Genomic DNA, 21,954 nt, shown 5'->3' with positions numbered 1-21,954 from the left:
GGTGAGCTTGACTATGACGATCGTCATAATGCATGATCGAGCCAGCGGACACGCCGCCCGCACACCAGCCGAGGAGACCGCCATGCCCATGATCGACGTCTACGCCACCACCGGAACCTTCGCCGACAAGCACGGCCTCGCCGCCCTCCTCGCCACGACGCTGAAGGGCATCGAGCAGGTGCCCGACATTCCGCTGTTCCGCAAGAACACGGCCGCGTTCGTGCACGAGCTGCCGGCCGGCGACCTGTCGAACGTCGAGGGCGACAGCGACTACGTGCGGGTTCAGGTGCTCACGAACGCCGGTGCGCTGAACCGCGAGCGGCAGCTCGCCGTGGTGGAGCAGTTCACCCGCATCGTCGCCGACGCCGCGGGGGACGAGGCGCTCGCCGAGCGCACCTGGGTGCTGCTCACCGAAGCCGTCCCAGGCGGCTGGGGTCTGGCCGGCCGTGCCCACACCAACGACGAGCTCGTGCAGGCGGCCCGGGCCGAGATCGCCGCTCTGCAAGACTGAACCGGTGACGGATGCGCGCAACAAGATGATCGAGGGCGCCGCCCGGCTGCTCGCCGAACGCGGACTGCAGGAGACCTCGTTCTCAGAGGTGCTCGCCCTCACCGGCGCCCCGCGCGGCTCGATCTACCACCACTTCCCCGACGGCAAGGAGCAGCTGGTCGGCGAGGCGCTCGAGCTCGCCGGCGGCCGGGCCCTGGCCCTGCTCGAGTCGACGCGGGGGCGGAGCGCCGTCGAGGTCGCGGAGTACTTCTTCGAGATGTGGCGCACGCTGCTCGTGCGCGCCGATTTCCGCATCGGCTGCTCGGTCGTGGCGGTGACGGTCGCCACCGACTCGGCCGACCTCGGCGCCGCGACCGCGGCCGTGTTCCGCAGCTGGCGGGTGCTCCTGGCCGAGCTGCTGGCGGTCGGCGGCGTGCCCCACGCCGAAGCCCCAGGGCTTGCGGCCGCGATCATCGCCGGCTCGGAGGGCGCCGTGGTGCTGAGCCGCGCCGAACGCTCGATCGAACCGTTCGAGCTCGTGGCGGCGCGGCTCGTGGCCGACGTGCGCCGCGCATCCGCGCCCGCCTGAGCCACCGCTACCGCACCACGGGCGTGCTGTCGAGCCCCTGCCCGGTGTCCCGATCCGCCGTACGGTGGGGCGCGGGGAACGACGGAAGGGCGAGCGGATGCGCGGCGACAGCACGGCGAACACGGCCCGGCCGTCCGTGCCGGCCGATGAGGTGCTCCGGAACGCCGAGTACGACCGGCAGCGGCGCGCCGAACTCGAGCGGCACGCAGCCGTGCTGCTGCTCACCGGAGCGCTCACCATGGCGATCGCCTGCGGCGCCATCATCGTGTCGGGCTGGTTCGCCGGGGTGCTGATCGACCGCTGGGAGCGCCTGTTCTGGGCCGGTGGTCTGCTCGGCGGCCTGATGGTCGTGACCTTCGCTGCGGCGGCCGCGCCCGGCGGCACGGATGCGCGCCGCGCGTGCATCCGCATCTCCTGGCTGCTCCGGGTGGGCCTGGTGCTGCTCGTGCTCGCGCCGGCGTGCTGCATCGTCGCCCTGGTGGGCGACTACTACCGCCTGTGAGCATCCACGTCGGCACCTCGGGCTGGAGCTACGAGCACTGGAACGGCGTGCTCTACCCGCACGGCACGCCACCCTGGGACAGGCTCGGCCACTACCTCGGCCGCTTCGGCACCGTCGAACTGAACGCCAGCCACTACCGCTGGCCGCGCGACGCGAGCTTCGCGGCGTGGCGCCGTCGGCTGCCCGACGGGTTCCGGATGTCGGTGAAAGCTCCGCGCGGACTCACCCACGCCAAGCGGCTCTACGCCCCCGAGGCGTGGGCCCGGCGCATCGCCCGCGGCTGGCACGAGCTCGGCGACAAGCGGGGCGTGCTGCTCGTGCAGCTGCCGCCCACCTCGGAGCGGGACGACGCACGCCTGGACTACTTCCTCTCGGCCCTGCCCCGCTGGCTTCGCGTGGCGGTCGAGTTCCGGCATCCCAGCTGGCAGGTCGAGGAGGTCTTCGGGCTGCTCGAACGGCATGGCGCCGCCTACTGCGTGATGAGCGGGGCGGGGCTGCCGTGCATCCTGCGCGCCACCAGCGACATCGTGTACGTGCGCCTGCACGGGCCCGACCACGGGTATCTCTACGCCGGCTCCTACTCCGACACCGATCTCGGCTGGTGGGCCGATCGGTGCCGGGAGTGGGAGCGGGCGGGGCGCGAGGTGTACCTGTACTTCAACAACGACGGCGGCGGCAACGCGGTGCGGAACGCCGACACCCTTCAGCGGCTCCTCGCCGCCGAGTGAGCGCCGCCCGGTCGATCAGACCTCGCCAGGCTGCCGGCGGGCGATCAGCTCGCGGATGGCCTCGTCATCGACGTCGACGTCGCCCGCGTCGTCGGGGCCGCCCTCACCCGGCACCGACTTCACGGCCGAGGCGTCGATGTCGGGGTCGTCGAAGTGGGCGGAGTCGCGCGGCGCCGCTTGGGCCCGCTCGGTCTCCCGGCCGCTCGCCGGGCTGTAGGACATGTCCTTCTGCACGGTCTCGTCGTCGTTACCGCTCTGCACCGCCATGATCGCCGCCCCGCTCAGCGCTTCGCCGGCTTGCGGTTCTCGGCGCTGACCATCCAGGCGTACTGCTCGAGCCGCTCGATGATGCCGTGCAGGATGTCGGCGCTCGTCGGGTCGGCCTCGTCGACGTCGTCGTGCACGTCGCGCATGGTGCCGACCGCGGCTTCCAGGCGCTCCGTGATGAGGTCGACGGTCTCGGCCGTGTCGACCTCGCCGTTCGGGTACTCGGGCAGCGTCGTGGTCGCGGCGACGGTGTCGCTGCGGCCGTCGGGCACCGCGTGCAGCGCGCGGAGGCGCTCGGCGACGACGTCGCTGAACTCGCGCGCGGCGTCGATGATCTCGTCGAGCTGCAGGTGCAGGTCACGGAAGTTCTTGCCCACCACGTTCCAGTGCGCCTGCTTGCCCTGCAGGTGCAACTCGATCAGGTCGACCAGCACCTTCTGCAGGTTGTCGGTGAGCTCTTTGGAAGCCTTGAATCCGCGCTCGGCGTTCTGCCGGCGAGTGGTGCGGGCGCCCGCATCGGCCGGAGCGGTCGTGGTGGTCTTGGGGTTCTCCATCGTTGTGGTCATCGTCTGACTTTCTGTGTGCCTTGATCGGTTGTGATCGGTCTGTCGGAAGAGACGCCATCGACGCTACGCCTCTTGCCGCTGTTCGCCAGGGGGGTGCCAGGTATCCGGATGCGGCATACGGTGAGCCGCATGTCGACCATGTACACACCCCAGGACCCCACCACCCAGTACCCGGCCCCGCCGTTCCCGCCCCAGCAGCAGAGCGGCCCCGGCGACATCCACGAGATGACCCCGCGGCCCGATCACGGCGAGGAGAGCTACGTCGGCAACAGCCGCCTGCCGGGCCGCAAGGCCATCGTCACAGGCGCCGACTCGGGCATCGGGCGCGCGGTCGCCATCGCCTACGCCCGCGAGGGGGCGGATGTCGCGCTCTCCTACCTGCCCGAGGAGCAGACTCAGGCCGAAGAGGTCGCCGCGCTGGTCGAGGCCGCCGGCCGGAAGGCGTTGCTCTTCCCCGGCGACCTGCAGGACGAGGCCACCAACGCCGCGCTCGTCGAGGCGACGGTCGAGGCGTTCGGCGGCGTTGACATCCTCGCCATCATCGCCGGCACCATGCCCACCGTCGACTCGATCGACGACTTCGAGACCCACACCCTCGACCACGTGCTGAAGACCAACATCTACCCCCTGTTCTGGCTCACCAAGGCGGCCTCGCCGCACCTCGAGCCCGGGGCCGCCATCATCACGTGCTCGAGCATCCAGGGCTTCGTGCCCTCGCCCTCGCTCGCCGAGTACGCCGTGTCGAAGGCGGGCATCGCGAACTGGACCAGGGCGATGGGCCAGCAGCTGGCCGAGCGCGGCATCCGCGTGAACGGGGTGGCACCCGGGCCGGTGTGGACCCCGCTGCAGCCCGCGTTCGTGCCGAACGAGAAGATCGAGTCGTTCGGTGAGGACACCCCGCTCGGCCGCCCCGGTCAGCCCGCCGAACTCGCGCCGCCCTTCGTGCTGCTCGCCTCGCAGGAGGCCAGTTTCATCGTGGGCGAGACCATCGCGGTCACCGGCGGAACCCCCGCCCACTGATGGACCTCGGAATCGCGGGCAAGACCGCGCTCGTCACCGGCGGCGATTCGGGCATCGGCTGGCACACCGCGCGGCTGCTGCTCGAGGAGGGCGCGACGGTCGTCATCACCGACCTGCAGCAGAAAGAGCTCGACGAGGCGGCTGCCAAGCTGAAGGCACCGAAGGGTCGGCTGTTCGCCTTCGCCGCCGACATCACGAGCGTCGACTCGCTCGCCGCGCTGCACGCGAGTGTGGCGGATGCGGTGGGCGAGATCGACATCCTGGTGCAGGCGGCCGGTGTCACCGGTGCGCAGGGCCGCTTCGACGAGATCACCGACGAGGGCTGGCTGACCACCCTGCAGACCGACCTCGTGGGCCCGGTGCGGCTCACCCGCGAGTTCCTGCCCGACCTGCGCAAGGGCGGTTGGGGCCGGTTGGTCTACCTCGCGTCGGAGGACGCCGTGCAGCCCTACGACGACGAGCTGCCGTACTGCGTGGCGAAAGCGGGCATCCTCGCGCTCGCGAAGGGCCTGTCGCGGTCGTACGCCCTCGAGGGGCTGCTCGTGAACGCCGTGTCGCCCGCCTTCATCCACACGCCCATGACCGATGCCATGATGCAGAAGCGCAGCGCCGAACTCGGGGTCACGACCAAGCAGGCGATCGAGTCGTTCCTCGACGAGGAACGCCCCTACATGGAGCTGAAGCGGCGCGGCGAGCCCGAGGAGGTGGCGGCCGTCGTGGCCTTCCTGTGCTCCGAGGCCGCGTCGTTCGTGAACGGGTCGAACTACCGCGTCGATTCGGGGTCCGTTGCCACGATCTGACGGGTACGCGGCGCTCCGCGACTACGCGTTCATCGGCGACGGGCGCACCGTGGCCGCGGTCGCGCTCGACGGGCGCATCGACTGGCTGCCGGTGCCCGCGCTCGACACACCGCCCGTGTTCGCGGCGCTCGTCGACGAGCGGAACGGCGGGTACTTCGCGCTGCAGCCCGAGGGCGAGTTCCGCTCGCGCCGCGAGTACCTGCCGGGCACCAACGTGCTGCGCACGACCTTCACCACGGCGGCCGGTGAGGCGACGGTGACGGATGCGCTCGTCACCGGCGTCGCCGGCCGCCTGCCCTGGGCGGAGCTCGCCCGACGCATCGACGGGGTGCGCGGCTCGATGACGTTCCGCTGGGCGGTCGTGCCGGGCGACGTCCTCGGCGCAGCGCCGCGGCGCCACCGCGGCGACCGGCCGGTGCGGCGCATCGAAACGGTGCACAGCCCACTGCTGCGCATCGGCACGGTCGACCTGGTGCTCGTCGGCTTCGGCCACGGCCGCAGCGACGCCGCGGGCTCGCAGCGTTTCGAGGGGGCGTTCACGACCACGCCCAGCTCCCGGCACCTGCTGGCGCTCTGCGCGACCGACGACGAGCCCATCCACCTGCCCGATCCGCACATCGTCGACCAGGGCATCGACCGCACCATCGACAACTGGGCGCACTGGTCGGCGGTGTTCGACTACGAGGGCCCATTCGCCGAGGCCGTGCAGCGCAGCGCGCTCGCGCTCAAGCTGCTCATCCACTCGCCGACCGGCGCCATCGCCGCGGCCGCGACCACCGGTCTCCCCGAGGCGCCGGCGGGCGGCAAGAACTACGACTACCGCTACGCCTGGGTGCGCGACCTCTCCTACGCGGTCGGCGCGCTCACCCATTTCGGGCTGCGGGAGGAGACCCATGCCGCCGTCTCCTGGGTGCTGCAGACCCTGAAGCGGCACGGCGACGAGCTCGGCATCCTCTTCACCCTGAACGGCGCGACGCCGGGCGGGGTGCGCACCACCGCCGCCGAGGGCTGGCGGGGCATCGGCCCGGTGGTCGTCGGCAACCAGGCCGCCGGCCAGCTGCAGCTGGGGGTCTACGCCGACGTGCTCGGCATCATGCGGCAGTACGTCGAGGCCGGCAACATCCTCGACGGGGCGTCGGCCGAACTCCTCGTCGGTTTCGCCAACAGTGCCTGCCGGATGTGGCCGAAGAAAGACTCTGGCATGTGGGAGCTGCCCCGCCGCCGGCACTACGTGACGAGCAAGATCGGCTGCTGGCGGGCCCTCCAGGATGCCTGCCGGCTCGCCGAACTCGGCGAACTGCATCCGGGCGCCGACGACCTCGAACGTTGGCAGCGCAACCTGCGGCTGCTCGAGAAGTGGATCGGCAAGCACGGCTGGTCGCGCCGACGCAACGCCTACGTCGCCTACCCCGGGGCCGACGCGCTCGACGCGTCGATCCTCCTGCACGCCGGCAGCCCGTTCGGGCCGGAGGAACGGATGCGCGCCACGGTCGACCGCATCCGCTCGGAACTCGCGGTGGGCCCGCACGTCTACCGCTACAGCGGCGCCGAGCGGGAGGAGGGGTCGTTCGTGGCCTGCAGCTTCTGGTTCGTGCAGGCGCTCGCCGAGCTCGGCCACGTCGACGAGGCGACGGAACGGATGACCGAACTCGTCGACTCGGCCAACGACGTCGGGTTGTTCGCCGAGATGATCGATCCGGTCAGCGGGGAGTTCCTGGGGAATCTGCCGCAGGCGCTGAGTCACCTGGCCCTGGTGAACGCGGCGCACGCGATCCGCTCGGCGCGCTGAGGTCGCGCACGATCTCGGCCACCGCGTCGCGTCCGGCCCGGTTCGCGCCGACGGTCGACTGCGACGGGCCGAAGCCGATGAGGTGGATGCGGTGGTCGGCCGCCACCCGCGTGCCGCGGAGCGCGATCCCGCCTTCGGCGTTCACGAGGTGCAAGGGTTCGAGGTGCGCGAGGGCCGCCCGGAAGCCGGTGGCCCAGAGGATGACGTCGACGGAAGTGAAGCTGCCGTCGGCCTCGCGCACGCCGTGCGGCTCGATGGCGGTGAACATCGGGCGGCGCTCCAGCACGCCGCGGTCGCGGGCCGCGAGCGCGTACGGAGTCCAGGCCAGCCCGGTGTACGACACCACGCTGCCGGTGCGGTGGCCGGCCTCGACATCCGCGGTGACGCGCGCGATGGTGTCCCGCCCGATCGTCTCGTGGTCGAACTCGCCGGCGAGGAAGACGGGTTCGCGGCGGGTGTACCAGGCGGTGGGGGCGACCCGGGAGATCTCCTCGAGCTGTTGCACCGCCGAGATGCCGCCGCCCACCACCGCGACACGGTGCCCCACGAACTCGTCGGGCCCCTGGTAGTCGCGGGTGTGCAGCTGCCGGCCGAGGAACGTCTCCTGGCCGGGGTAGGTGGGGAGGGTCGGGTTGGTCCAGGTGCCGGTGGCGTTGATCACGGACCGCGTGAGCCAGCGGCCCGCGCTCGTCGTCACGGCGAGCAGCCCGTCGGGGTCGTCGTCGACGCGCTCGACCGCGGCGACCTCGACGGGGCGCAGCAGCGGAAACGCGAATCGCCGCTCGTAGTCGGCGAAGTAGCGCGGGACCGCGGTGCGGCTGGGCTCGGTGTCGTCGATCGGCGGTTTCGCAAGGCCCGGCAGGTCGAAGATGCCGTTCACGGTGGCCATCCGCAGCGACTCCCAGCGGTGCTGCCACGCCCCGCCGGGTGCCGGGGACGCGTCGAACACGACGAAGCTCCGGTCTGCATCCGGATGCTCGAGCGCGCTCACGAAACCGCGTCGCTGCAGGTGGTAGGCCGCCGACAGGCCCGCCTGCCCGGCTCCCACGACCACCATCGTGGCGAACCGCTTCACCTCGTCATCCACACCGAGTGCAACACCGCCCGGCGGTTCTTGTTCCCGTAACACCCCGCTTCAGGGGGTGCCGAATGCGACGAATCCCGCTACATTCATGTCGGAACACTCAACCTTGGAGGGAATCACCATGACCGCATCACCCGCAAACACCCCGCAGGCCGCCCCGGCCGGGCAGGACTTTCCGGGCAAGACCCTCGGGATCGTCGGCCTGATCCTGGCGATCTTCTTCAACCTCATCGGCCTCATCATCTCGGCCGTCGCGCTCAGCCAGTCGCGCAAGGCCGGTTACAAGAACACTCCGGCACTCGCCGGCATCATCGTCGGCGCGGTGCTCCTCGTGCTCGGCATCATCATCTCGATCATCGTCGGCATCAGCACCGCAGCTGCTGTCAGCAACATGACGACCTACTGATCGCACCTCACCGAGGGCCCGTCGAGCACGCTCGGCGGGCCCTCAGCCGTCCCGGCGACCTCCAAGCCACACCATGGCCCAGAGTCGGCTAGAGCGTTCGAGCTTTAGGGGTGTTCTCGCTGGATCTGGCAGCTCACCTGGTGGTGTCGGCGCGCTCCGACGATCCTGTCGGAAAACGTTGCGGGCTGCCTTCACGGCCCTTCACCGTCGATTAGCACGGCATCAAACCTCTCTTGCATCCAGCACGATATTGATCTAATTTATGAGTAACACTCATTAATAAGAACTGTTCAGCTAGGAGACAGATGGTCTGCCGAATGTCCATTCAGCGAAATGCGCGAGGCGTCCGCGCCATTGTCGGCGCCACGGCATTGATAATCACGATCGGTCTTCCATCAATCGTGGGGTGCAAGTGTGGCGCACGCAACTGGGGCTCCTAGTGCATCGTTCGATTCGCAGGTGCCGTTCGTTGTTCCTGCGTCACCTGCAGGAACATCGCGGATCGAGACCATCTTCGCGACCATCTCTGACGTCCCTTTAGACATGACCGAGGGCGACTTTGCCGCATGGACCACATGCATGGGCAAAACAGTGCCAGCTCTCTATCCAACGGCGAAGAGAATTTACGCATCGTTTGGACGTCACTTGCTGCGACTTAGCGCAGCTATCGATGTGTCGGATGTCGCGAAAGAATGCACTCTCAACGCCGTGAGTCTCCGCATCGACACTTCAGTCGCCTTCTATCCCCAGGATCGCAATCCGCGCTGGGATTCGATCGAACTGCAGGGCCTGGTGTTGCCCAGCCCCTAATCGGTGGTCGCAGCCTTCCGACCAACTAGCACCTTTGCCGGGTGGGGAGGACTGTGATGTCGCTTCGCGCACGGGGGGACTGCATGAGGCTGGCGTCTGAGTCCTCAAGACCGTGAAGAGTCGTCTTACTTCGGCATGTCGTCTTAGCCGCTTCAGCCAAGAGTCACGCGGTGCACGCGGGTCCTGCTGAGCGGATTTCCTCAGGAGGCAGTGACGCGCGGGTGGGAGGATGCGTGCACGATGCTCACCTCCGTCTTGTACCTGCTCTTCGCCGGGCTGCTCTGCACGCTCTGCGTGGTGGCGCTCGTCGTTGCGGTGAGCGGGCGGCGGCTGAACGCGCGGGTGCTGGTGCCGCTCGCCGGCGCGTGGCTGGTCGCGCTCGCGGTGATGACGCTGCGGCCCGGTTCCGGGCTCGGGGTGCGGCTGAACCTCGTGCCGATCGTGGTCGACGGGCCGGCTTCCGCCGTCGACGCGGTGCTCAACGTCGCCGTGTTCGTGCCGTTCGGGCTGCTGCTCGGCGCCGCCGTGGTGCGGTTCCGCACCGCCTTCCTCCTGGCGCTCGCGATAACGGTCGCGATCGAGGTGACGCAGTACGTCTCCGACGTCGGGCGCACCGCCGACATTAACGACATCCTCACGAACGTCGTCGGTGCGTGCCTCGGCTGGGGGATCGCCCGGGCCATCGTCGCAGCGCGTGCCTCCGGCCCGGCTCGCGCCACCGCGGCGCCCTGACGGCGACGCCCGGCCTGCGGTCGCAGCCCTAGGCTCGGGGTATGCCCGTCATCCCTGTCGAGCGGCTCGACGACCCGCGCCTGGCCGATTACGCGCACGCGACCGACGTCGCGCTGAAGAAAGCCCGCGGCACCGAGCACGGTCTCTACCTCGCCGAGTCGCTGCTGGTGCTGCAGCGGGCGCTGCGCGCCGGGCACGTTCCGCGCTCGGTGCTCGCGCTGGGTTCGAGCGAGCAGGAGGCGCTCGCGACGCTGGCGGAGGCCGGGCATCCGGACGTTCCGGTGTTCGTCGGCCCGGGCGACCTGCTCGCCGAGCTCACGGGTTACCTGCTGCATCGCGGCTTGATTGCCTCGATGAACCGTCCACCGCTGCCCGAACCCGCAGACCTGCTCGCCGGGGCTCGCCGCGTGGTGGTGATCGAGAACGTCGTCGACCCCACGAACGTGGGCGCCATCTTCCGCTCGGCCGGCGCGATCGGGGCGGATGCGGTGCTCGTCACCCCGCGCTGCAGCGATCCGTTCTACCGGCGCGCCATCCGCGTCAGCATGGGCACGGTGCTGCAGGTGCCCTGGACGCGGGCGCCGGAGTGGCCGGTGCTCGCGCCGCTGCTCCGTGACCACGGCTTCCATGTGGCGGCGCTGGCGCTCACTCCGGATGCGGTCAGCCTGCGCGAGTTCGAACGCCGCGTTCCCGAGCGGGTCGCCCTGGTGCTCGGCACCGAGGGCGAGGGGCTCACCCCCGAGGCCGTCGGAGCGGCCGACACGGTGGTGCAGATCCCGATGCTGCACGGCATCGACTCCCTCAACGTCGCGGCCGCGAGCGCCGTGGCGATGTGGGCGGTCTCGCGCTGACCCTCCTCGCGACCCGTCGATTTTGGCCCTAAACCGCAGGTTTTAGGGCCAAAATCGACGGGTCGCGAGGAGGTCAACCCAGGCCGTCGAGGTAGCGCAACAGGATGCCCTCGCGGAGCGCCCAGGGCGAGACCTCGAGCTCCTCCACGTCGTAGAGCTTCATCACCGAGTGCAGCACCACGGCGCCCGCCACGATCTGGAAGGTGCGGTCGGGGGTGATGCCGGGCAGCGCCTGCCGGGCGTCGGCGGGCAGCTGGCCGAGCCGCGGGATCCAGTCCTTGAGGTCGGCCCGCCGCAGTGTCACGGTCGGTTCGCCGCCGCCCGGGTTCGGCCGCGTCGACCCGGCCAGCCGGGCGAGCGAACGGATCGTCTTCGACGAGCCCACCACGTGCTGGAACGGCGGCAGCGTCTCGAACAGCGGGAGGGCATCCGCCCGCATCACGGCTCGGGAGTACGCCCGCAGCTCGAGCATCTGCTCGGGCGTCGGCGGGTCGTCGGGGAAGAACTGAACCGTCGTGCGCCCGGCGCCGAGCGGCAGCGACACCGCCACCTCCGGGTACTCGTCGGAGCCCGCCGCGATCTCGAGCGAACCGCCGCCGATGTCGAAGAGCAGGATGTTGCCGCTCGACCAGCCGTACCAGCGCCGGATGGCGAGGAAGGTGAGCCGCCCCTCATCCGCCCCGCTCAGCACGCGCAGCGCGACACCGGTCGACGCTTCGATCTCGGCGAGCACCGCCTCGCCGTTGGTGGCCTCCCGGAGAGCCGACGTGGCCATCGGCAACAGCTCTTCGATGCCCTCGCGGCGCGCGACCTCCATCGCGGCCGAGATGGCCTCGACGATCGCGGTCACCCCCGCCTCGCTGATGCTGCCGTCGGGCTCGAGGTAGCGCATGAGCCGCAGCACCGACTTGTGCGAGGCCGCCGGCACCGGGCGTGCACCGGGATGCGCGTCGACGACGATGAGATGGACGGTGTTTGAGCCCACGTCGAGCACTCCGAGTCGCACGTTCCGAGACTAGTGGACCGGGCCTCGGCGGGCGGATGCGCAGTGCCCCTCCGTAGACTGGGAACGTGGCAGTGAACCCAGACCTGGTCGGACGCGCGTTCGAGAAGACCAACTCCTACCTCGTGGGGCGTGAGAAGGTGCGGGAGTTCTCGCGCGCCGTGCTCTCGTCGAACCCCATCAATCTCAACGTCGAGGCGGCCCGCGCTGCCGGGTACGACGACCTGGTGGCACCGCCCACCTTCGCGATCGTGGTGCAGGAGCTCACGCTCGCCCAGCTGCTCGCCGAGGACGACGCCGGCATCGAACTCACGCACGTGGTGCACGGCGAGCAGCGCTTCGACTACTCGCGGCCCATCGTGGCCGGCGACGAGCTGAGCGCGCAACTGACCGTGACGAGCGTCAAAGCGCTCGGTGGCAACGCGATGGTGGTGGCCGAGTCGGTCGTCACCGACGCCGAGGGGGAGCACGTCGTCACCGCCGTCTCCACCCTCGTGGTGAGGGGGGACGCATGAGCGAGCAGGATCACGAAGTCGTGCACGCCTACGCGGTGGGCGACCAGGTGGCCGCGGCGAGCTACCACCTCACCCGCGATTCGCTCGTGCGCTACGCGGGCGCCTCGGGCGACTTCAACGCCATCCACTACCGCGACGACGTCGCCGCCGAGGTGGGCTTGCCGGGCGTGCTCGCGCACGGGATGCTCACCATGGGCCTCGCGGTGCAGCCGGTGATCGACTGGCTCGGCGACCCCACGCTCGTCGACGGCTACCAGGTGCGGTTCACCCGGCCCGTGGTCGTCGACCCGGTCGCGGGGGCCGACCTGACGGTGACGGCGAAGATCGGCCAGATCGACGAAGCCGCGGGCACCGCACGCATCGACCTCACGACCACGGTCGGCGACGACACGGTGCTCGGCAAGGCGCAGGTGCGCGTACGGCTGCCATGACCGACCCCACCGAGGAGGCGGCGTCGGTCTTCGATGCGCCGCTCGCCCCGCTGACGACGCTGCGGGTCGGCGGCCCGGCGGCCCGCCTGGTCACGGCGACCACGGAGCCACAGCTGCTCGAGGTCGCGCGCGACACCTGGGCGTCGGGCGACGACTGGTTCGTGCTCGGCGGCGGGTCGAACGTCGTGGTCGCCGACGAGGGCTTCGTCGGCACGGTCATCCGGGTCGCCAGTCGTGGCATCGCGCAGCTCGTGGCGAAGACCGGCTTGGTGCGGCTCCGGGTGCAGGCGGGGGAGTCGTGGGACGACCTCGTGCGCCACACCGTCGAGCACGGGTGGAGCGGCATCGAGGCGCTGTCGGGTATCCCGGGGTCGGTCGGGGCGGCGCCGATCCAGAACATCGGCGCCTACGGCCAGGAGGTGGCGCAGGCCGTCGTGTCGGTCGACTTCCTCGACTACGGCACGGGCGCGGTGCGCCGGATGCCGCGCGAGGAGCTCGAGCTGTCGTACCGCTCCAGCGTGTTCAAGCGCGGCCTCCGCGGCGTCATCCTCTCGGTGACCTTCGAGCTGCACGACGGCGGCGGGCTCGGCGAACCGGTCGACTACGCGCAGCTCGCATCCGCTCTCGGCGTCGAGGTCGGCGACCGGATGCCCGTGGCCGACGTGCGGGCGGCGGTGCTGTCGCTCCGCGCGAGCAAGGGCATGGTGCTCGACGCCGCCGACCCCGACTCGGTGAGCGCCGGCTCGTTCTTCACCAACCCGATCGTCGACGAGCACTTCGCCAGGAGCCTGCCGCAGGCCGCGCCGCGCTGGCCGGTCGAGCCGGAGGAACCCGACCTCGTGGTGCCGCTCGACGACGAGGCGGCGGCAGCCGCGCTCCTCTCGGCCCGCGCCGTCGAACCAGAGCCGCGGGAGTACCACGTGAAGCTCAGCGCGGCGTGGCTGATCGAGAACGCCGGCGTGCGCCGGGGCTTCGCGCTGCCGGGCTCGACCGCCGCCATCTCGAGCAAGCACACCCTCGCGATCGTGAATCGTGAGGGCGCATCCGGGGCCGGTGCTGCGGCCGACGTCGCCGAGCTGGCGCGTTATGTGCAGGGCCGCGTGCTCGCCGAGTTCGGCGTGCTGCTGCAGCCCGAGCCCGTATTCCTCGGGCACGAACTCTGACGAGCGGTCCGGCCGGCTGCCGGCGGTGCGGTCAGCGGATGCCGACGTAGAACCGCGACTCGTCGCTGCGGTGCAGTCCGCGGTAGAACTCGAACGGGCGCCCCTCCTGGTCGAAGGCGACCGATTCGATGCTGAGCGCGGGGGCCCCCGCAGCCAGCTCGAGCAGGTCGGCGGACTCGGGCTCGGGAATCACGGCGCGGAGCCACCGGTCGGCGTTGCCGGGCACGATGCCGTGGGTGCGGCGCAGGTAGTCGTAGAGCGAGCGGTTCTCGAGCGGTGCCCGTTCGAGCCCCGGTGCGATGGCCTTGGGCAGCACGGTGTCGACGAGGAGCCACGGCGTGCCGTCGACCACGCGGAGCCGGCGCAGGTGGGTGACCTCGTCGCCCTCGGCGATGCCGAGCATCTCGGCCTGCTCGGCGTCGGCGCGGGCGGACTCCTGCTGCAGCACCCGGGTGCTGACGTTGCGCCCGCTCGCGACCAGGTCGGCGGCGGAACCGCCGGATGAGCCCACGAAGCGCAGGTCACGGGTGGGGGGCGAGACGAACGACCCCTTCGCCCGGATCTTGTAGATGAGTCCGGCACGCACGAGCTCGGACAGCGCCTCGCGCACGACGGTGCGACTCACGCCGTAGCGTGCCACCAGCTCGCTCTCGGAGGGGAGTGCCTGGTCGGGGCGCAGTTCGCCGTCGCGGATGGCGCTGCGCAACTCCGCGGCCAACTGCGCCCAGAGCGGTTCGACGGCATCCCGGTCGAGCGCGAAGCGCTCCCCGTCGTTGTTCATCCTGCTGCTCCGCTCCTCCGGCCGACCTCGCTCACCCAGCGGCTTTCGGCACCCGGCGCCGATCTCACCCTAGCGACATCGCTTGTGTTGACAGCCAGGACTCTACCGTTTACAGTCCTGTAACTACAAGTCAGTAATGACGAGTTTGTCATGACCGGCACCACAGTCCGCAATGACGCGATCCCAGGAGGCAGACGATGAAGTTGACCCGAGTACGCATGATGGCGGTGGGGGCCGTGGCCGCCGCGGCCCTGGCCCTGACCGGTTGCGCCGGAGCATCCGGGGCAGGTGAGAGCACCGCATCCGGAAGTGGCGAAGGCCTGTCGGTCGCCCTGAGCAACGGCTTCGTGAACGGCTGGCGGCTCACCCTGATCAACAAGTTCGAAGAGGCCGCCGACGCCCTCAAGGCCGACGGCAAGGTCTCCGACTACACGGTCGTGAACGCTCCGGGCGAGAACAGCGCCACCGAGCAGGCCTCGCAGATCCGCTCGCTCATCCTGCAGAAGCCGGATGTGCTGATGGTCATCCCGGCTTCCTCCACCGCGCTGAAGCCCGTCATCGAGGAGGCCTGCTCGGCGCAGATCACCGTGATCATCCTCGACGCCGACATGGAGACCTCCTGCGGCACCGTGGTTCGGAACGCCTACGACCAGTGGGGCGAGGCGTCCCTCATGCCGGCCCTCGACGCGATCGGCGGCAAGGGCAACATCATCATCAACCGTGGTGTGGTCGGCTCGCAGCCCGAAGAGGAGTTCAACAACCGCGAGCAGGAGATCCTCAAGGACTACCCCGACGTCACCGTGGCGGCCGAAGTGAACGGCTTCTGCGACAGCAGCACCGCCCAGAAGGAGATCGTGGGCGTGCTCGGTTCACTGCCCGAGATCGCGGCCGTGCCCGGCTGCATCGGCGGCATGGGCGTGGTGCAGGCCTTCGAGTCGGCCGGGCGCCCGCTGCCCGTGGTGGTGTTCGACACCGACGGCAAGTCGCTGAAGTTCTGGCAGGACTCCGGCATCGACAACGGTTCGTTCGCAGCGCTGACCGATCCCGGCCAGGCCGTGGCCGCGCTCTACATCGCCACGAAGATCGCCGCCGGTGAGGACGTGCCGAACGAGGTCGTTCTGCCGCTCCTGCAGATCTCTAAGGACCAGCTGGCCGACTACGCCGACCTCGGAGCCGACGAGTACGCCTCGCTGCCGTGGGACGAGGAGAGCGTCGACGCCGCCCTCAAGGCGATCGCCGCCGGCGAGGACGCTCCGGCGCCCACCGCCGCGGGCTGATCCGACCTGTGACCGACGAGTACCGAGGAGGAGCCATGGGCACCACCACTGCAACGCGCCCGTGCCCTGCGGATGCCGCCCGTCCGGGCGACGCGCACGACGGCGCCGCCCGCATCCGGGTGAGCGGCATCGTGAAGGACTACGGGGTGACCCGTGCCCTGAGCGGGGTCGACCTCGTGGTGGCTCCGGGCGAGATCCACGGGCTCGTCGGTCACAACGGTGCCGGCAAGAGCACCCTCATGCGCATCCTGAGCGGGCTGGAGAAACCGAGCGCCGGGTCGATCGAGTTCGACGGCGCCGACGTGAGTGCGCTCTGGTCGGCCCGCCGGGCGGAGTCGGCGGGTGTGCGCATGGCCTACCAGGAACTCTCGCTCGCGCCCGAACTCACGGTGGCCGAGAACGCCTTCCTGAGCGACCGTCGCCGCATCCGCTCGCTCGGCTGGCGTCGCGCCGCCGAGACGCGCATCGCCGCCGTGCTCGACGAGGTGTTCCCCGGCCACGGCATCGAGCTGCCCCGCTTCGTGGGGGAGCTGGCGATGGCCGAGCGCCAGGTGGTGGAGATCGCGCGCGCACTCTGCTCCGTGCCGCCCGCGCTCCTCATCCTCGACGAGCCGACCGAGTCGCTCGGGGTGGATGCGATGCGCCAGCTCTACCGGTACCTCCACGTGCTCGCGGGGCGTGGTGTGAGCATCCTGCTCATCTCGCACCGCATGAACGAGGTGCTCGAGCACTCCGACCGCATCTCGGTGCTGAAGGACGGACGCACCGTGCTCACCCGCGCCGCCGCCGACACCGACGAGGACGAACTGCTCGTCGCGATGGGCGGCGAGGTGCGTGGCGAGAGCTCCCGCGTGCACGACGTGCCGGAATCGGCGACGTCGCTCGGTGCGGGCGCGGTGGTCGCATCCGCCGCCCTCCCCGGCAGCTCGCTGCCGTTCCAGGCGCGGGCGGGCGAGATCGTCGGCCTGGCCGGGCTCGCGGGTCAAGGTCAGGACGAGCTGCTCGACCGGCTCTGGTTCACCCGGCTCTCGCGCCGCATCACGGTTCCGCGCCGACGTGCCTACGTGCCCGGCGACCGGCAGACCAGCGGCATCTTCCCGCTCTGGAGCGTGGCCGACAACCTCGCCGTGGCGGCTGCCCGGGAACTCGCCCGGGTGGGCTTCGTGCCGCGTGCCCGACGCCGGGCGCTCGCTGACGGCTGGGTGCAGTCCCTCTCCATCAAGGGCGGGGCGCGAGCACCGATCACGAGCCTCAGCGGCGGCAACCAGCAGAAGGTGCTGGTCGCCCGGGCCTTCGCCACGGATGCGCCGCTGGTGCTCCTCAACGACCCGTTCCGCGGCGTCGACGTCGCCACCAAGGACGAGCTCTACACGCTGATGAAGACGGAGGCCGCGCGCGGCCGCTGCATCGTCTGGTACTCGACCGAGAACAAGGAGGTCGCCCACTGCGACCGGGTGTACGTGTTCCGCGCCGGGCGCATCGTCGCTGAACTCGCCGGGGCCGACATCACCGAGGAGCGCGTGATCGCGGAGTCCTTCGACGAACACCAGCCCACCCCTGCCCGAGGCGACCGAGGAGACCGATCATGAGTGCCATCGCCACCACCCTCCCCGGCCTCCGCCGGCGAACCGTGATCGGCGCGCGGCACAGCGTGCCCGGCGCCCTCTCGCTCGTGGCGATGATCGTCATCTTCGTGATCGCCGCGGTGAACCAGCCGGGCATCCTGAGCGTCTACGGCATCACGCTGATGCTCACCGCCGCCGTGCCGTTGCTCCTGGCGGCGCAGGCGCAGATGCTGATCATGTCGGTCGGCGACATCGACCTCGGCATCGGGCAGCTGGTGGGCCTCGTGACCGTCATCGCCGCGACCCTGCTGAGCACCGACCCTGCGCTCGGTGTGCTGGCGCTCGTCGGCATCGTCGCGGTCTACGGGCTGCTCGCGGTGATCGTGCAGAAGCGCAACGTGCCCTCGATCATCGCCACGCTCGGCATGTCATTCGTGTGGCTCGGGCTCGCGCTGCAGCTGCTGCCGACGCCGGGCGGTGCCACCCCCGAGTGGCTCGGCCAGCTCAGTGCCTGGCGCCCCACCTGGATCCCGGCGCCGGTGGTGTGGATCGTCGCCATCACCCTGGTGGCCTGGCTGATCGCCAAGCGGAGCCGATTCGGCACCCGGATGCGCGCACTCGGCTCGAGTCCTGCCACCCTCGGCCGGGCGGGGGTCTCGCTCATCAGAACCCGCGTGCTGACCTACGTGGCCGCCGCGGTGCTCGCCGTGCTCGCGGGGCTCGTGCTGGCCTCGCAGACGCAGTCGGGCGACGCCAACTCGGCCTCGAACTTCACCCTGGTCACCATCGCCGCGGTCATCCTCGGCGGCGGCAACTTCTCGGGTGGCCAGTCGTTCCCGATCGGCACGACGTTCGGCGTGGTCACCCTCGCCCTCATCACCGTGCTGCTCGGCCTCATCAACCTGTCGTCGAGTCTGCAGTCCGCGGCCCAGGGAATCATCGTGCTCGCCGTGCTGGCCGGGCGCATCATCACCGAGAGGTTCGTTCGATGACCACGCTGCGTTCTCTCCGTTGGCCCGCCTGGGGCTGGTCGATGCTCGGCGTCGTCGGCATCTGGCTCTGCATCCTCACGGTCTCCGGCGGCAATCCGGGCGGACCGGTGGTGCAAGCACTCACGCTCGCGCCGTATCTCGTGCTGGTGTCGATCGGGCAGATGCTCGTCATCACGCTGGGCCCGGGCAACATCGACGTCTCGGTCGGTGCCATCGTCTCGATGAGCTCCTACGTCGCCGTCGCGGTGGGCAGTGCCGCGGGCCCGGTGGCGGGCATCGCGGCCGCCGTGCTGGCCGGTGTCGCCGCAGCCGCGTGCAGCGTGATCGCCATCATGCTGCTGCGCGTCCCGCCGATCATCGCGACCCTGGCCACGAGCCTCGTCGTGGCGAGCGCCACGCTCCTGCTCGCCGACGCCAACCGAGCCGGAGCGGATGCGGCGCTCCGCGGTTTCGTGAACGCCCGCGTGCTCGGCGTCCCGATCATCGCCGTCATCGTGGCCGCGATCACCGTGCTGGTGGCCGTGGTGCTCACCCGCACCGTCTACGGGCTCTCCGTCGCGGCGATCGGGCAGAGCGCTCCGGCCGCGCGCAAGGCGGGCCTCGGCGTCACCTCCACCATCGTCACCACCTATCTGCTCTCCGGCGCCTTCGCCGGACTCGCCGGCGGGCTGCTCTCGGCGTTCATCTCTCCGAGCACGGTGCTCGGCGACTCCTACCTGCTCGACTCGATCGCCGTCGTCGTGCTCGGCGGAACCCTTATCGCCGGTGGCCGGCCGGTGGTGACCGGACTGTGGACCGGCGCGGTGTTCTTCGTGCTGCTGTCGAGCCTGCTCACCCTCGTCGGCTGGAACCTCGGCATGCAGAACGTGCTGAAGGGTCTGCTCGTCGTCGCCGTGATCGTCATCTCGAGCTCCGTCACCAAGACGGGTCGCAGCTCCCTCGCCCGCTTCCTCGACTCGCTGCGGCGGCACCCCTCGGGGCACGCCGACCCGGCTGCCATCCCCACCCCCCAGATCAAGGAGAACATCCATGCCTGACCTCGACGACCTCCGCGAAGCCTCCGACTTCTCCGCCGCCGAGCCGGCCGCGCGCAGCGGGTTCCACCTCAAGGGCCTCGGCGGCCAGGACTGGGGCATGCGCAGCCGGCTGTCGCGCATCTTCCGGCCCGACACCGGCAAGACCGTCATGCTCGCCTTCGATCACGGCTACTTCCAGGGCCCCACCTCGGGGCTCGAGCAGCTCGACCGCTCCATCCTGCCGCTCGCCCCCTCGGCCGACGCGCTCATGCTCACCCGCGGGGCGCTCCGCACGACCATCCCGGCCGAGAGCCCGGCGGGCGTCGTGCTCCGGGCCAGCGGCGGCCCGTCCGTGCTGAAGGAGCTCTCCGACGAGGAGATCACCCTCGGCATCGACGAGGCGGTGCGTCTGGATGCTGCGGCGATGGCCATTCAGGTCTTCGTCGGCGGCGAGCACGAGACGCGGTCGATCCGCAACATGTCCACCCTGGTCGACCAGGGGCAGGCGGCCGGCATCCCGGTGCTCGCGGTCACGGCCGTCGGTCGCGAGATGGTGCGTGACGCCCGGTACTTCCGGCTCGCCACCCGCATCCCGGCCGAGCTCGGCGCCCAGTTCGTGAAGACCTACTTCGTCGAGGAGGGGTTCGAGACCGTCACCGCCTCCTGCCCCGTGCCGATCATCATCGCCGGCGGCAAGAAGGTGCCCGAGCGTGAGGCGCTCGACGTGGCCTTCAAGGCGATCGACCAGGGCGCGGCCGGGGTCGACATGGGGCGCAACATCTTCCAGTCCGAGCATCCGCTGGCCATGATCACGGCCGTGCGCGCCGTGGTGCACGACGGGCTGGGCGCCGAGGACGCGTTCGAGCTGTTCCGCAGCCTCGCCGCCGACTCGCAGCTCGCGCCGGCCGGAGTCTGATCGCCGTGACCCTGCTCAACACCGACCACCTCGGCGTTCAATCGGTCGACGTGGCCGTGATCGGCGCCGGCATCAACGGCCTCGCCGTGGCCCGGGAGGCCGCCGCGCGCGGTCTCAGCGTGGCGCTGTTCGACCGCGACGACATCGGGGCGCGCACCTCCAGCATCTCGACGAGACTCATCCACGGCGGCCTGAAGTACCTCGAGCGCTTCCAGCTCAAGCTGGTCTTCGAGTCGATCCGCGAGCGAAACCGGCTGCTCGCGCACGCACCGCACCTGGTGAAGCCCTACCCGATGCTCATCCCGTTCTCGGCGTCGCAGAGCCGGCCGGGCTGGATGCTCGTCTGCGGTCTGCTCCTGCACGACGTGCTCTCCTTCCCGAAACCCAAACCGTTGCCGGCCAACCGGGTGGTCTTCCGGCGCGGCCTCAAGAAGCGGTGGCCCTCGCTCGAGGCCGCCGGGCTGCGCTGGGGCGGACTGTTCTACGACTCGAGCGTGGAGCTCACCGAGCGCCTCTGCGTCGAGATCGCGGCCAGCGCCCAGGAACACGGCGCCCTCGTCTTCACGCACACCCCCGTCACGGGTCTGCTGCGCTCGGGCGGGCGGGTCACCGGGGTGCGCTACGAGAGCCGCGACGGCGGCAGCCACGAGCTGAACGCGTCGGTCGTGGTGAATGCGGCGGGACCGTGGGTGGATGCGGTGCTCACCCTCGCCGGAGACGGCACCCGGCGCATCGGGCCGACGAAGGGCAGCCACATCGTGGTCGACCCCTTCCCCGGCGCCCCCGACACCTGCATCTTCTTCGAGGCCACCGACACCCGGCCCATGTTCATCCTCCCGTGGGCCGGCCGGTACATGCTCGGCACCACCGACATCCCGTTCGACGGCGACATCGAGGAGATCGTCACCGACGACGACGAGGTGCAGTACCTCTTCGACGCGGTGAACGGGCTCATCCCCGAGGCGAAGCTCGTGCCCGAGGACGTGCTGTGGTCGTATTCCGGCGTGCGCCCGCTGCCCTACGTGGGCGATGTCGACGACCCGGCATCCGTCACCCGCGAGCACCAGTTCGTGCAGCACGACAAGGCGGAGCAGGGCCTCATCACCATCGTCGGCGGCAAGCTCACCACGCACCGGGCGCTCGGCGAGCAGATGGGTGCGCTGCTGGTGAAGGTGCTCGGCCGCGGCGCCACCTCATCGCCCACCCGAGACGAGGCTCTGCCCGGCGCGCCCGAGGGCGACTGGGAACAGTATCGTGCGCGCTTCCTCGCCTCCTCGCCGCTCGGCCGGGCCGCGGCCACCCGGCTCGTCGACACTTACGGCGTCATCGCCGAGCGCGTGCAGGCGCTCGCCGTGGCCGACCCGGAGCTCGCCCGCGTGGTCGACCCCGACACCGGCGCCCTCGCCGCCGAGGTGGTGCACGCCGTCCGTGAGGAGGGAGCGCTCACGCTCGAGGACATCATCCTGAGGCGCACCGCCATCGGCGTGAACGGCGATGTCGGGCTGTCGGCCGCCGAACCCGTGGCGGCGATCTGCGTGTCGCACGCCGGCTGGCCCGAGGAGTACGCCCGGGAGCAGGTGGCCCGGTATTCTCGGTCAGCGCAGCGGTTCCGGCCTCGTGCCGCTCGCTCCCTGCCCGACACGACGAAGTAACGCGAAGCG

General features: G+C 70.5%; 25 protein-coding genes. 20 read left to right on the top strand and 5 right to left on the bottom strand.

Going from position 1 to position 21,954, the window contains the following annotated elements:
- Nucleotides 1-82: 82 nt before the first annotated feature.
- From AC3WLB_RS21980 to AC3WLB_RS21965, 4 genes are all read left to right on the top strand, one after another.
- Nucleotides 83-511, top strand: a complete 429-nt coding sequence (locus AC3WLB_RS21980; RefSeq protein WP_492509717.1) for a tautomerase family protein — start codon at nt 83-85, stop codon at nt 509-511.
- A gap of 4 nt (nt 512-515) precedes the next feature.
- Entirely contained in the window at nt 516-1,079 is a 564-nt protein-coding gene (locus AC3WLB_RS21975; RefSeq protein ID WP_492509715.1) for a TetR/AcrR family transcriptional regulator, read from the top strand.
- A 97-nt stretch (nt 1,080-1,176) separates the two neighbouring features.
- Nucleotides 1,177-1,581, top strand: a complete 405-nt coding sequence (locus AC3WLB_RS21970) for a hypothetical protein (RefSeq protein WP_492509713.1) — start codon at nt 1,177-1,179, stop codon at nt 1,579-1,581.
- Nucleotides 1,578-2,309 (top strand): DUF72 domain-containing protein, encoded by a 732-nt coding sequence (locus AC3WLB_RS21965; RefSeq protein ID WP_492509711.1) that lies wholly within the window; start codon nt 1,578-1,580, stop codon nt 2,307-2,309. Before AC3WLB_RS21970 ends, AC3WLB_RS21965 begins: the two co-directional genes overlap by 4 nt.
- Before the next feature lie 15 nt (nt 2,310-2,324).
- Here the strand turns inward: AC3WLB_RS21965 and AC3WLB_RS21960 are convergent, their stop codons facing one another.
- Together AC3WLB_RS21960 and AC3WLB_RS21955 are read right to left on the bottom strand one after the other, a co-directional pair.
- Nucleotides 2,325-2,576 carry a hypothetical protein gene (locus AC3WLB_RS21960; RefSeq protein WP_492509709.1) on the bottom strand — a complete coding sequence of 84 codons (252 nt, stop codon included), beginning with the start codon at nt 2,574-2,576 and terminating at the stop codon, nt 2,325-2,327.
- A 14-nt stretch (nt 2,577-2,590) separates the two neighbouring features.
- Nucleotides 2,591-3,142: a Dps family protein gene (locus AC3WLB_RS21955; protein WP_492509707.1), complete on the bottom strand. Its 552-nt coding sequence runs from the start codon at nt 3,140-3,142 to the stop codon at nt 2,591-2,593.
- Nucleotides 3,143-3,271: 129 nt separating this feature from the next.
- On the opposite strand from AC3WLB_RS21955, the gene AC3WLB_RS21950 reads away from it, so the two are divergent.
- The 3 genes from AC3WLB_RS21950 to AC3WLB_RS21940 are packed head-to-tail and all read left to right on the top strand — an operon-like array spanning nt 3,272 to nt 6,751.
- Nucleotides 3,272-4,162, top strand: coding sequence for an SDR family oxidoreductase (locus AC3WLB_RS21950; RefSeq protein ID WP_492509705.1), 891 nt, complete (start codon nt 3,272-3,274; stop codon nt 4,160-4,162).
- Complete coding sequence (locus tag AC3WLB_RS21945; protein WP_492509703.1) at nt 4,162-4,962, top strand: SDR family NAD(P)-dependent oxidoreductase; 801 nt, start codon at nt 4,162-4,164, stop codon at nt 4,960-4,962. Before AC3WLB_RS21950 ends, AC3WLB_RS21945 begins: the two co-directional genes overlap by 1 nt.
- Nucleotides 4,949-6,751: a glycoside hydrolase family 15 protein gene (locus AC3WLB_RS21940; RefSeq protein ID WP_492509701.1), complete on the top strand. Its 1,803-nt coding sequence runs from the start codon at nt 4,949-4,951 to the stop codon at nt 6,749-6,751. Before AC3WLB_RS21945 ends, AC3WLB_RS21940 begins: the two co-directional genes overlap by 14 nt.
- Here AC3WLB_RS21940 and AC3WLB_RS21935 read toward each other — a convergent pair.
- A complete protein-coding gene (locus AC3WLB_RS21935; RefSeq protein WP_492509788.1) occupies nt 6,663-7,808 on the bottom strand; it encodes an NAD(P)-binding domain-containing protein in 1,146 nt (381 codons plus the stop codon). The two genes, AC3WLB_RS21940 and AC3WLB_RS21935, sit on opposite strands and share 89 nt — an antisense overlap.
- Before the next feature lie 148 nt (nt 7,809-7,956).
- On the opposite strand from AC3WLB_RS21935, the gene AC3WLB_RS21930 reads away from it, so the two are divergent.
- The 4 genes from AC3WLB_RS21930 (at nt 7,957) to AC3WLB_RS21915 (ending at nt 10,634) form a co-directional block, all read left to right on the top strand.
- A complete protein-coding gene (locus AC3WLB_RS21930; protein ID WP_492509699.1) occupies nt 7,957-8,241 on the top strand; it encodes a hypothetical protein in 285 nt (94 codons plus the stop codon).
- Between the two features lie 543 nt (nt 8,242-8,784).
- Entirely contained in the window at nt 8,785-9,051 is a 267-nt protein-coding gene (locus tag AC3WLB_RS21925; RefSeq protein ID WP_492509697.1) for a hypothetical protein, read from the top strand.
- Nucleotides 9,052-9,291: 240 nt separating this feature from the next.
- Nucleotides 9,292-9,783, top strand: coding sequence for a VanZ family protein (locus tag AC3WLB_RS21920; protein ID WP_492509695.1), 492 nt, complete (start codon nt 9,292-9,294; stop codon nt 9,781-9,783).
- 41 nt (nt 9,784-9,824) lie between these two features.
- The gene (locus tag AC3WLB_RS21915) at nt 9,825-10,634 is read left to right on the top strand and encodes a TrmH family RNA methyltransferase (protein ID WP_492509693.1); all 810 of its coding nucleotides are present in this window, start codon (nt 9,825-9,827) and stop codon (nt 10,632-10,634) included.
- 73 nt (nt 10,635-10,707) lie between these two features.
- Here the strand turns inward: AC3WLB_RS21915 and AC3WLB_RS21910 are convergent, their stop codons facing one another.
- Nucleotides 10,708-11,640, bottom strand: a complete 933-nt coding sequence (locus AC3WLB_RS21910; RefSeq protein ID WP_492509691.1) for a Ppx/GppA phosphatase family protein — start codon at nt 11,638-11,640, stop codon at nt 10,708-10,710.
- A 65-nt stretch (nt 11,641-11,705) separates the two neighbouring features.
- Here AC3WLB_RS21910 and AC3WLB_RS21905 point away from each other — a divergent pair, with 65 nt between their 5' ends.
- From AC3WLB_RS21905 to AC3WLB_RS21895, 3 genes are read left to right on the top strand one after another with little or no spacing between them, the layout of a single operon-like run.
- The gene (locus AC3WLB_RS21905) at nt 11,706-12,152 is read left to right on the top strand and encodes a MaoC family dehydratase N-terminal domain-containing protein (protein ID WP_022898868.1); all 447 of its coding nucleotides are present in this window, start codon (nt 11,706-11,708) and stop codon (nt 12,150-12,152) included.
- Nucleotides 12,149-12,583, top strand: coding sequence for a MaoC/PaaZ C-terminal domain-containing protein (locus AC3WLB_RS21900; protein ID WP_022898867.1), 435 nt, complete (start codon nt 12,149-12,151; stop codon nt 12,581-12,583). Before AC3WLB_RS21905 ends, AC3WLB_RS21900 begins: the two co-directional genes overlap by 4 nt.
- Entirely contained in the window at nt 12,580-13,746 is a 1,167-nt protein-coding gene (locus tag AC3WLB_RS21895) for a UDP-N-acetylmuramate dehydrogenase (protein WP_492509688.1), read from the top strand. Before AC3WLB_RS21900 ends, AC3WLB_RS21895 begins: the two co-directional genes overlap by 4 nt.
- 31 nt (nt 13,747-13,777) lie before the next feature.
- On the opposite strand, the gene AC3WLB_RS21890 is transcribed toward AC3WLB_RS21895, so the two are convergent.
- The gene (locus AC3WLB_RS21890) at nt 13,778-14,527 is read right to left on the bottom strand and encodes a GntR family transcriptional regulator (RefSeq protein ID WP_492509687.1); all 750 of its coding nucleotides are present in this window, start codon (nt 14,525-14,527) and stop codon (nt 13,778-13,780) included.
- 197 nt (nt 14,528-14,724) lie between these two features.
- Between AC3WLB_RS21890 and AC3WLB_RS21885 the strand changes: the two genes are divergently transcribed.
- The 6 genes from AC3WLB_RS21885 to AC3WLB_RS21860 are packed head-to-tail and all read left to right on the top strand — an operon-like array spanning nt 14,725 to nt 21,945.
- Nucleotides 14,725-15,804 (top strand): substrate-binding domain-containing protein, encoded by a 1,080-nt coding sequence (locus tag AC3WLB_RS21885; protein ID WP_492509685.1) that lies wholly within the window; start codon nt 14,725-14,727, stop codon nt 15,802-15,804.
- 35 nt (nt 15,805-15,839) lie between these two features.
- Nucleotides 15,840-17,393: a sugar ABC transporter ATP-binding protein gene (locus tag AC3WLB_RS21880; protein WP_492509683.1), complete on the top strand. Its 1,554-nt coding sequence runs from the start codon at nt 15,840-15,842 to the stop codon at nt 17,391-17,393.
- Nucleotides 17,390-18,361 carry an ABC transporter permease gene (locus tag AC3WLB_RS21875; protein ID WP_492509681.1) on the top strand — a complete coding sequence of 324 codons (972 nt, stop codon included), beginning with the start codon at nt 17,390-17,392 and terminating at the stop codon, nt 18,359-18,361. Before AC3WLB_RS21880 ends, AC3WLB_RS21875 begins: the two co-directional genes overlap by 4 nt.
- The gene (locus tag AC3WLB_RS21870) at nt 18,358-19,398 is read left to right on the top strand and encodes an ABC transporter permease (protein ID WP_492509679.1); all 1,041 of its coding nucleotides are present in this window, start codon (nt 18,358-18,360) and stop codon (nt 19,396-19,398) included. The genes AC3WLB_RS21875 and AC3WLB_RS21870 overlap by 4 nt, the downstream gene beginning before the upstream one ends.
- A complete protein-coding gene (gene lsrF, locus AC3WLB_RS21865) occupies nt 19,391-20,293 on the top strand; it encodes a 3-hydroxy-5-phosphonooxypentane-2,4-dione thiolase (RefSeq protein WP_492509677.1) in 903 nt (300 codons plus the stop codon). Before AC3WLB_RS21870 ends, lsrF begins: the two co-directional genes overlap by 8 nt.
- 5 nt (nt 20,294-20,298) lie before the next feature.
- Nucleotides 20,299-21,945 carry a glycerol-3-phosphate dehydrogenase/oxidase gene (locus AC3WLB_RS21860; RefSeq protein WP_492509675.1) on the top strand — a complete coding sequence of 549 codons (1,647 nt, stop codon included), beginning with the start codon at nt 20,299-20,301 and terminating at the stop codon, nt 21,943-21,945.
- The last annotated feature ends 9 nt before the right edge of the window (nt 21,946-21,954 follow it).

Source organism: Herbiconiux sp. FW305-C-125, from assembly GCF_058783455.1.
The sequence above is the reverse complement of the archived record's forward strand: the minus strand, read 5'-3'. Positions and strand labels throughout refer to the sequence as shown.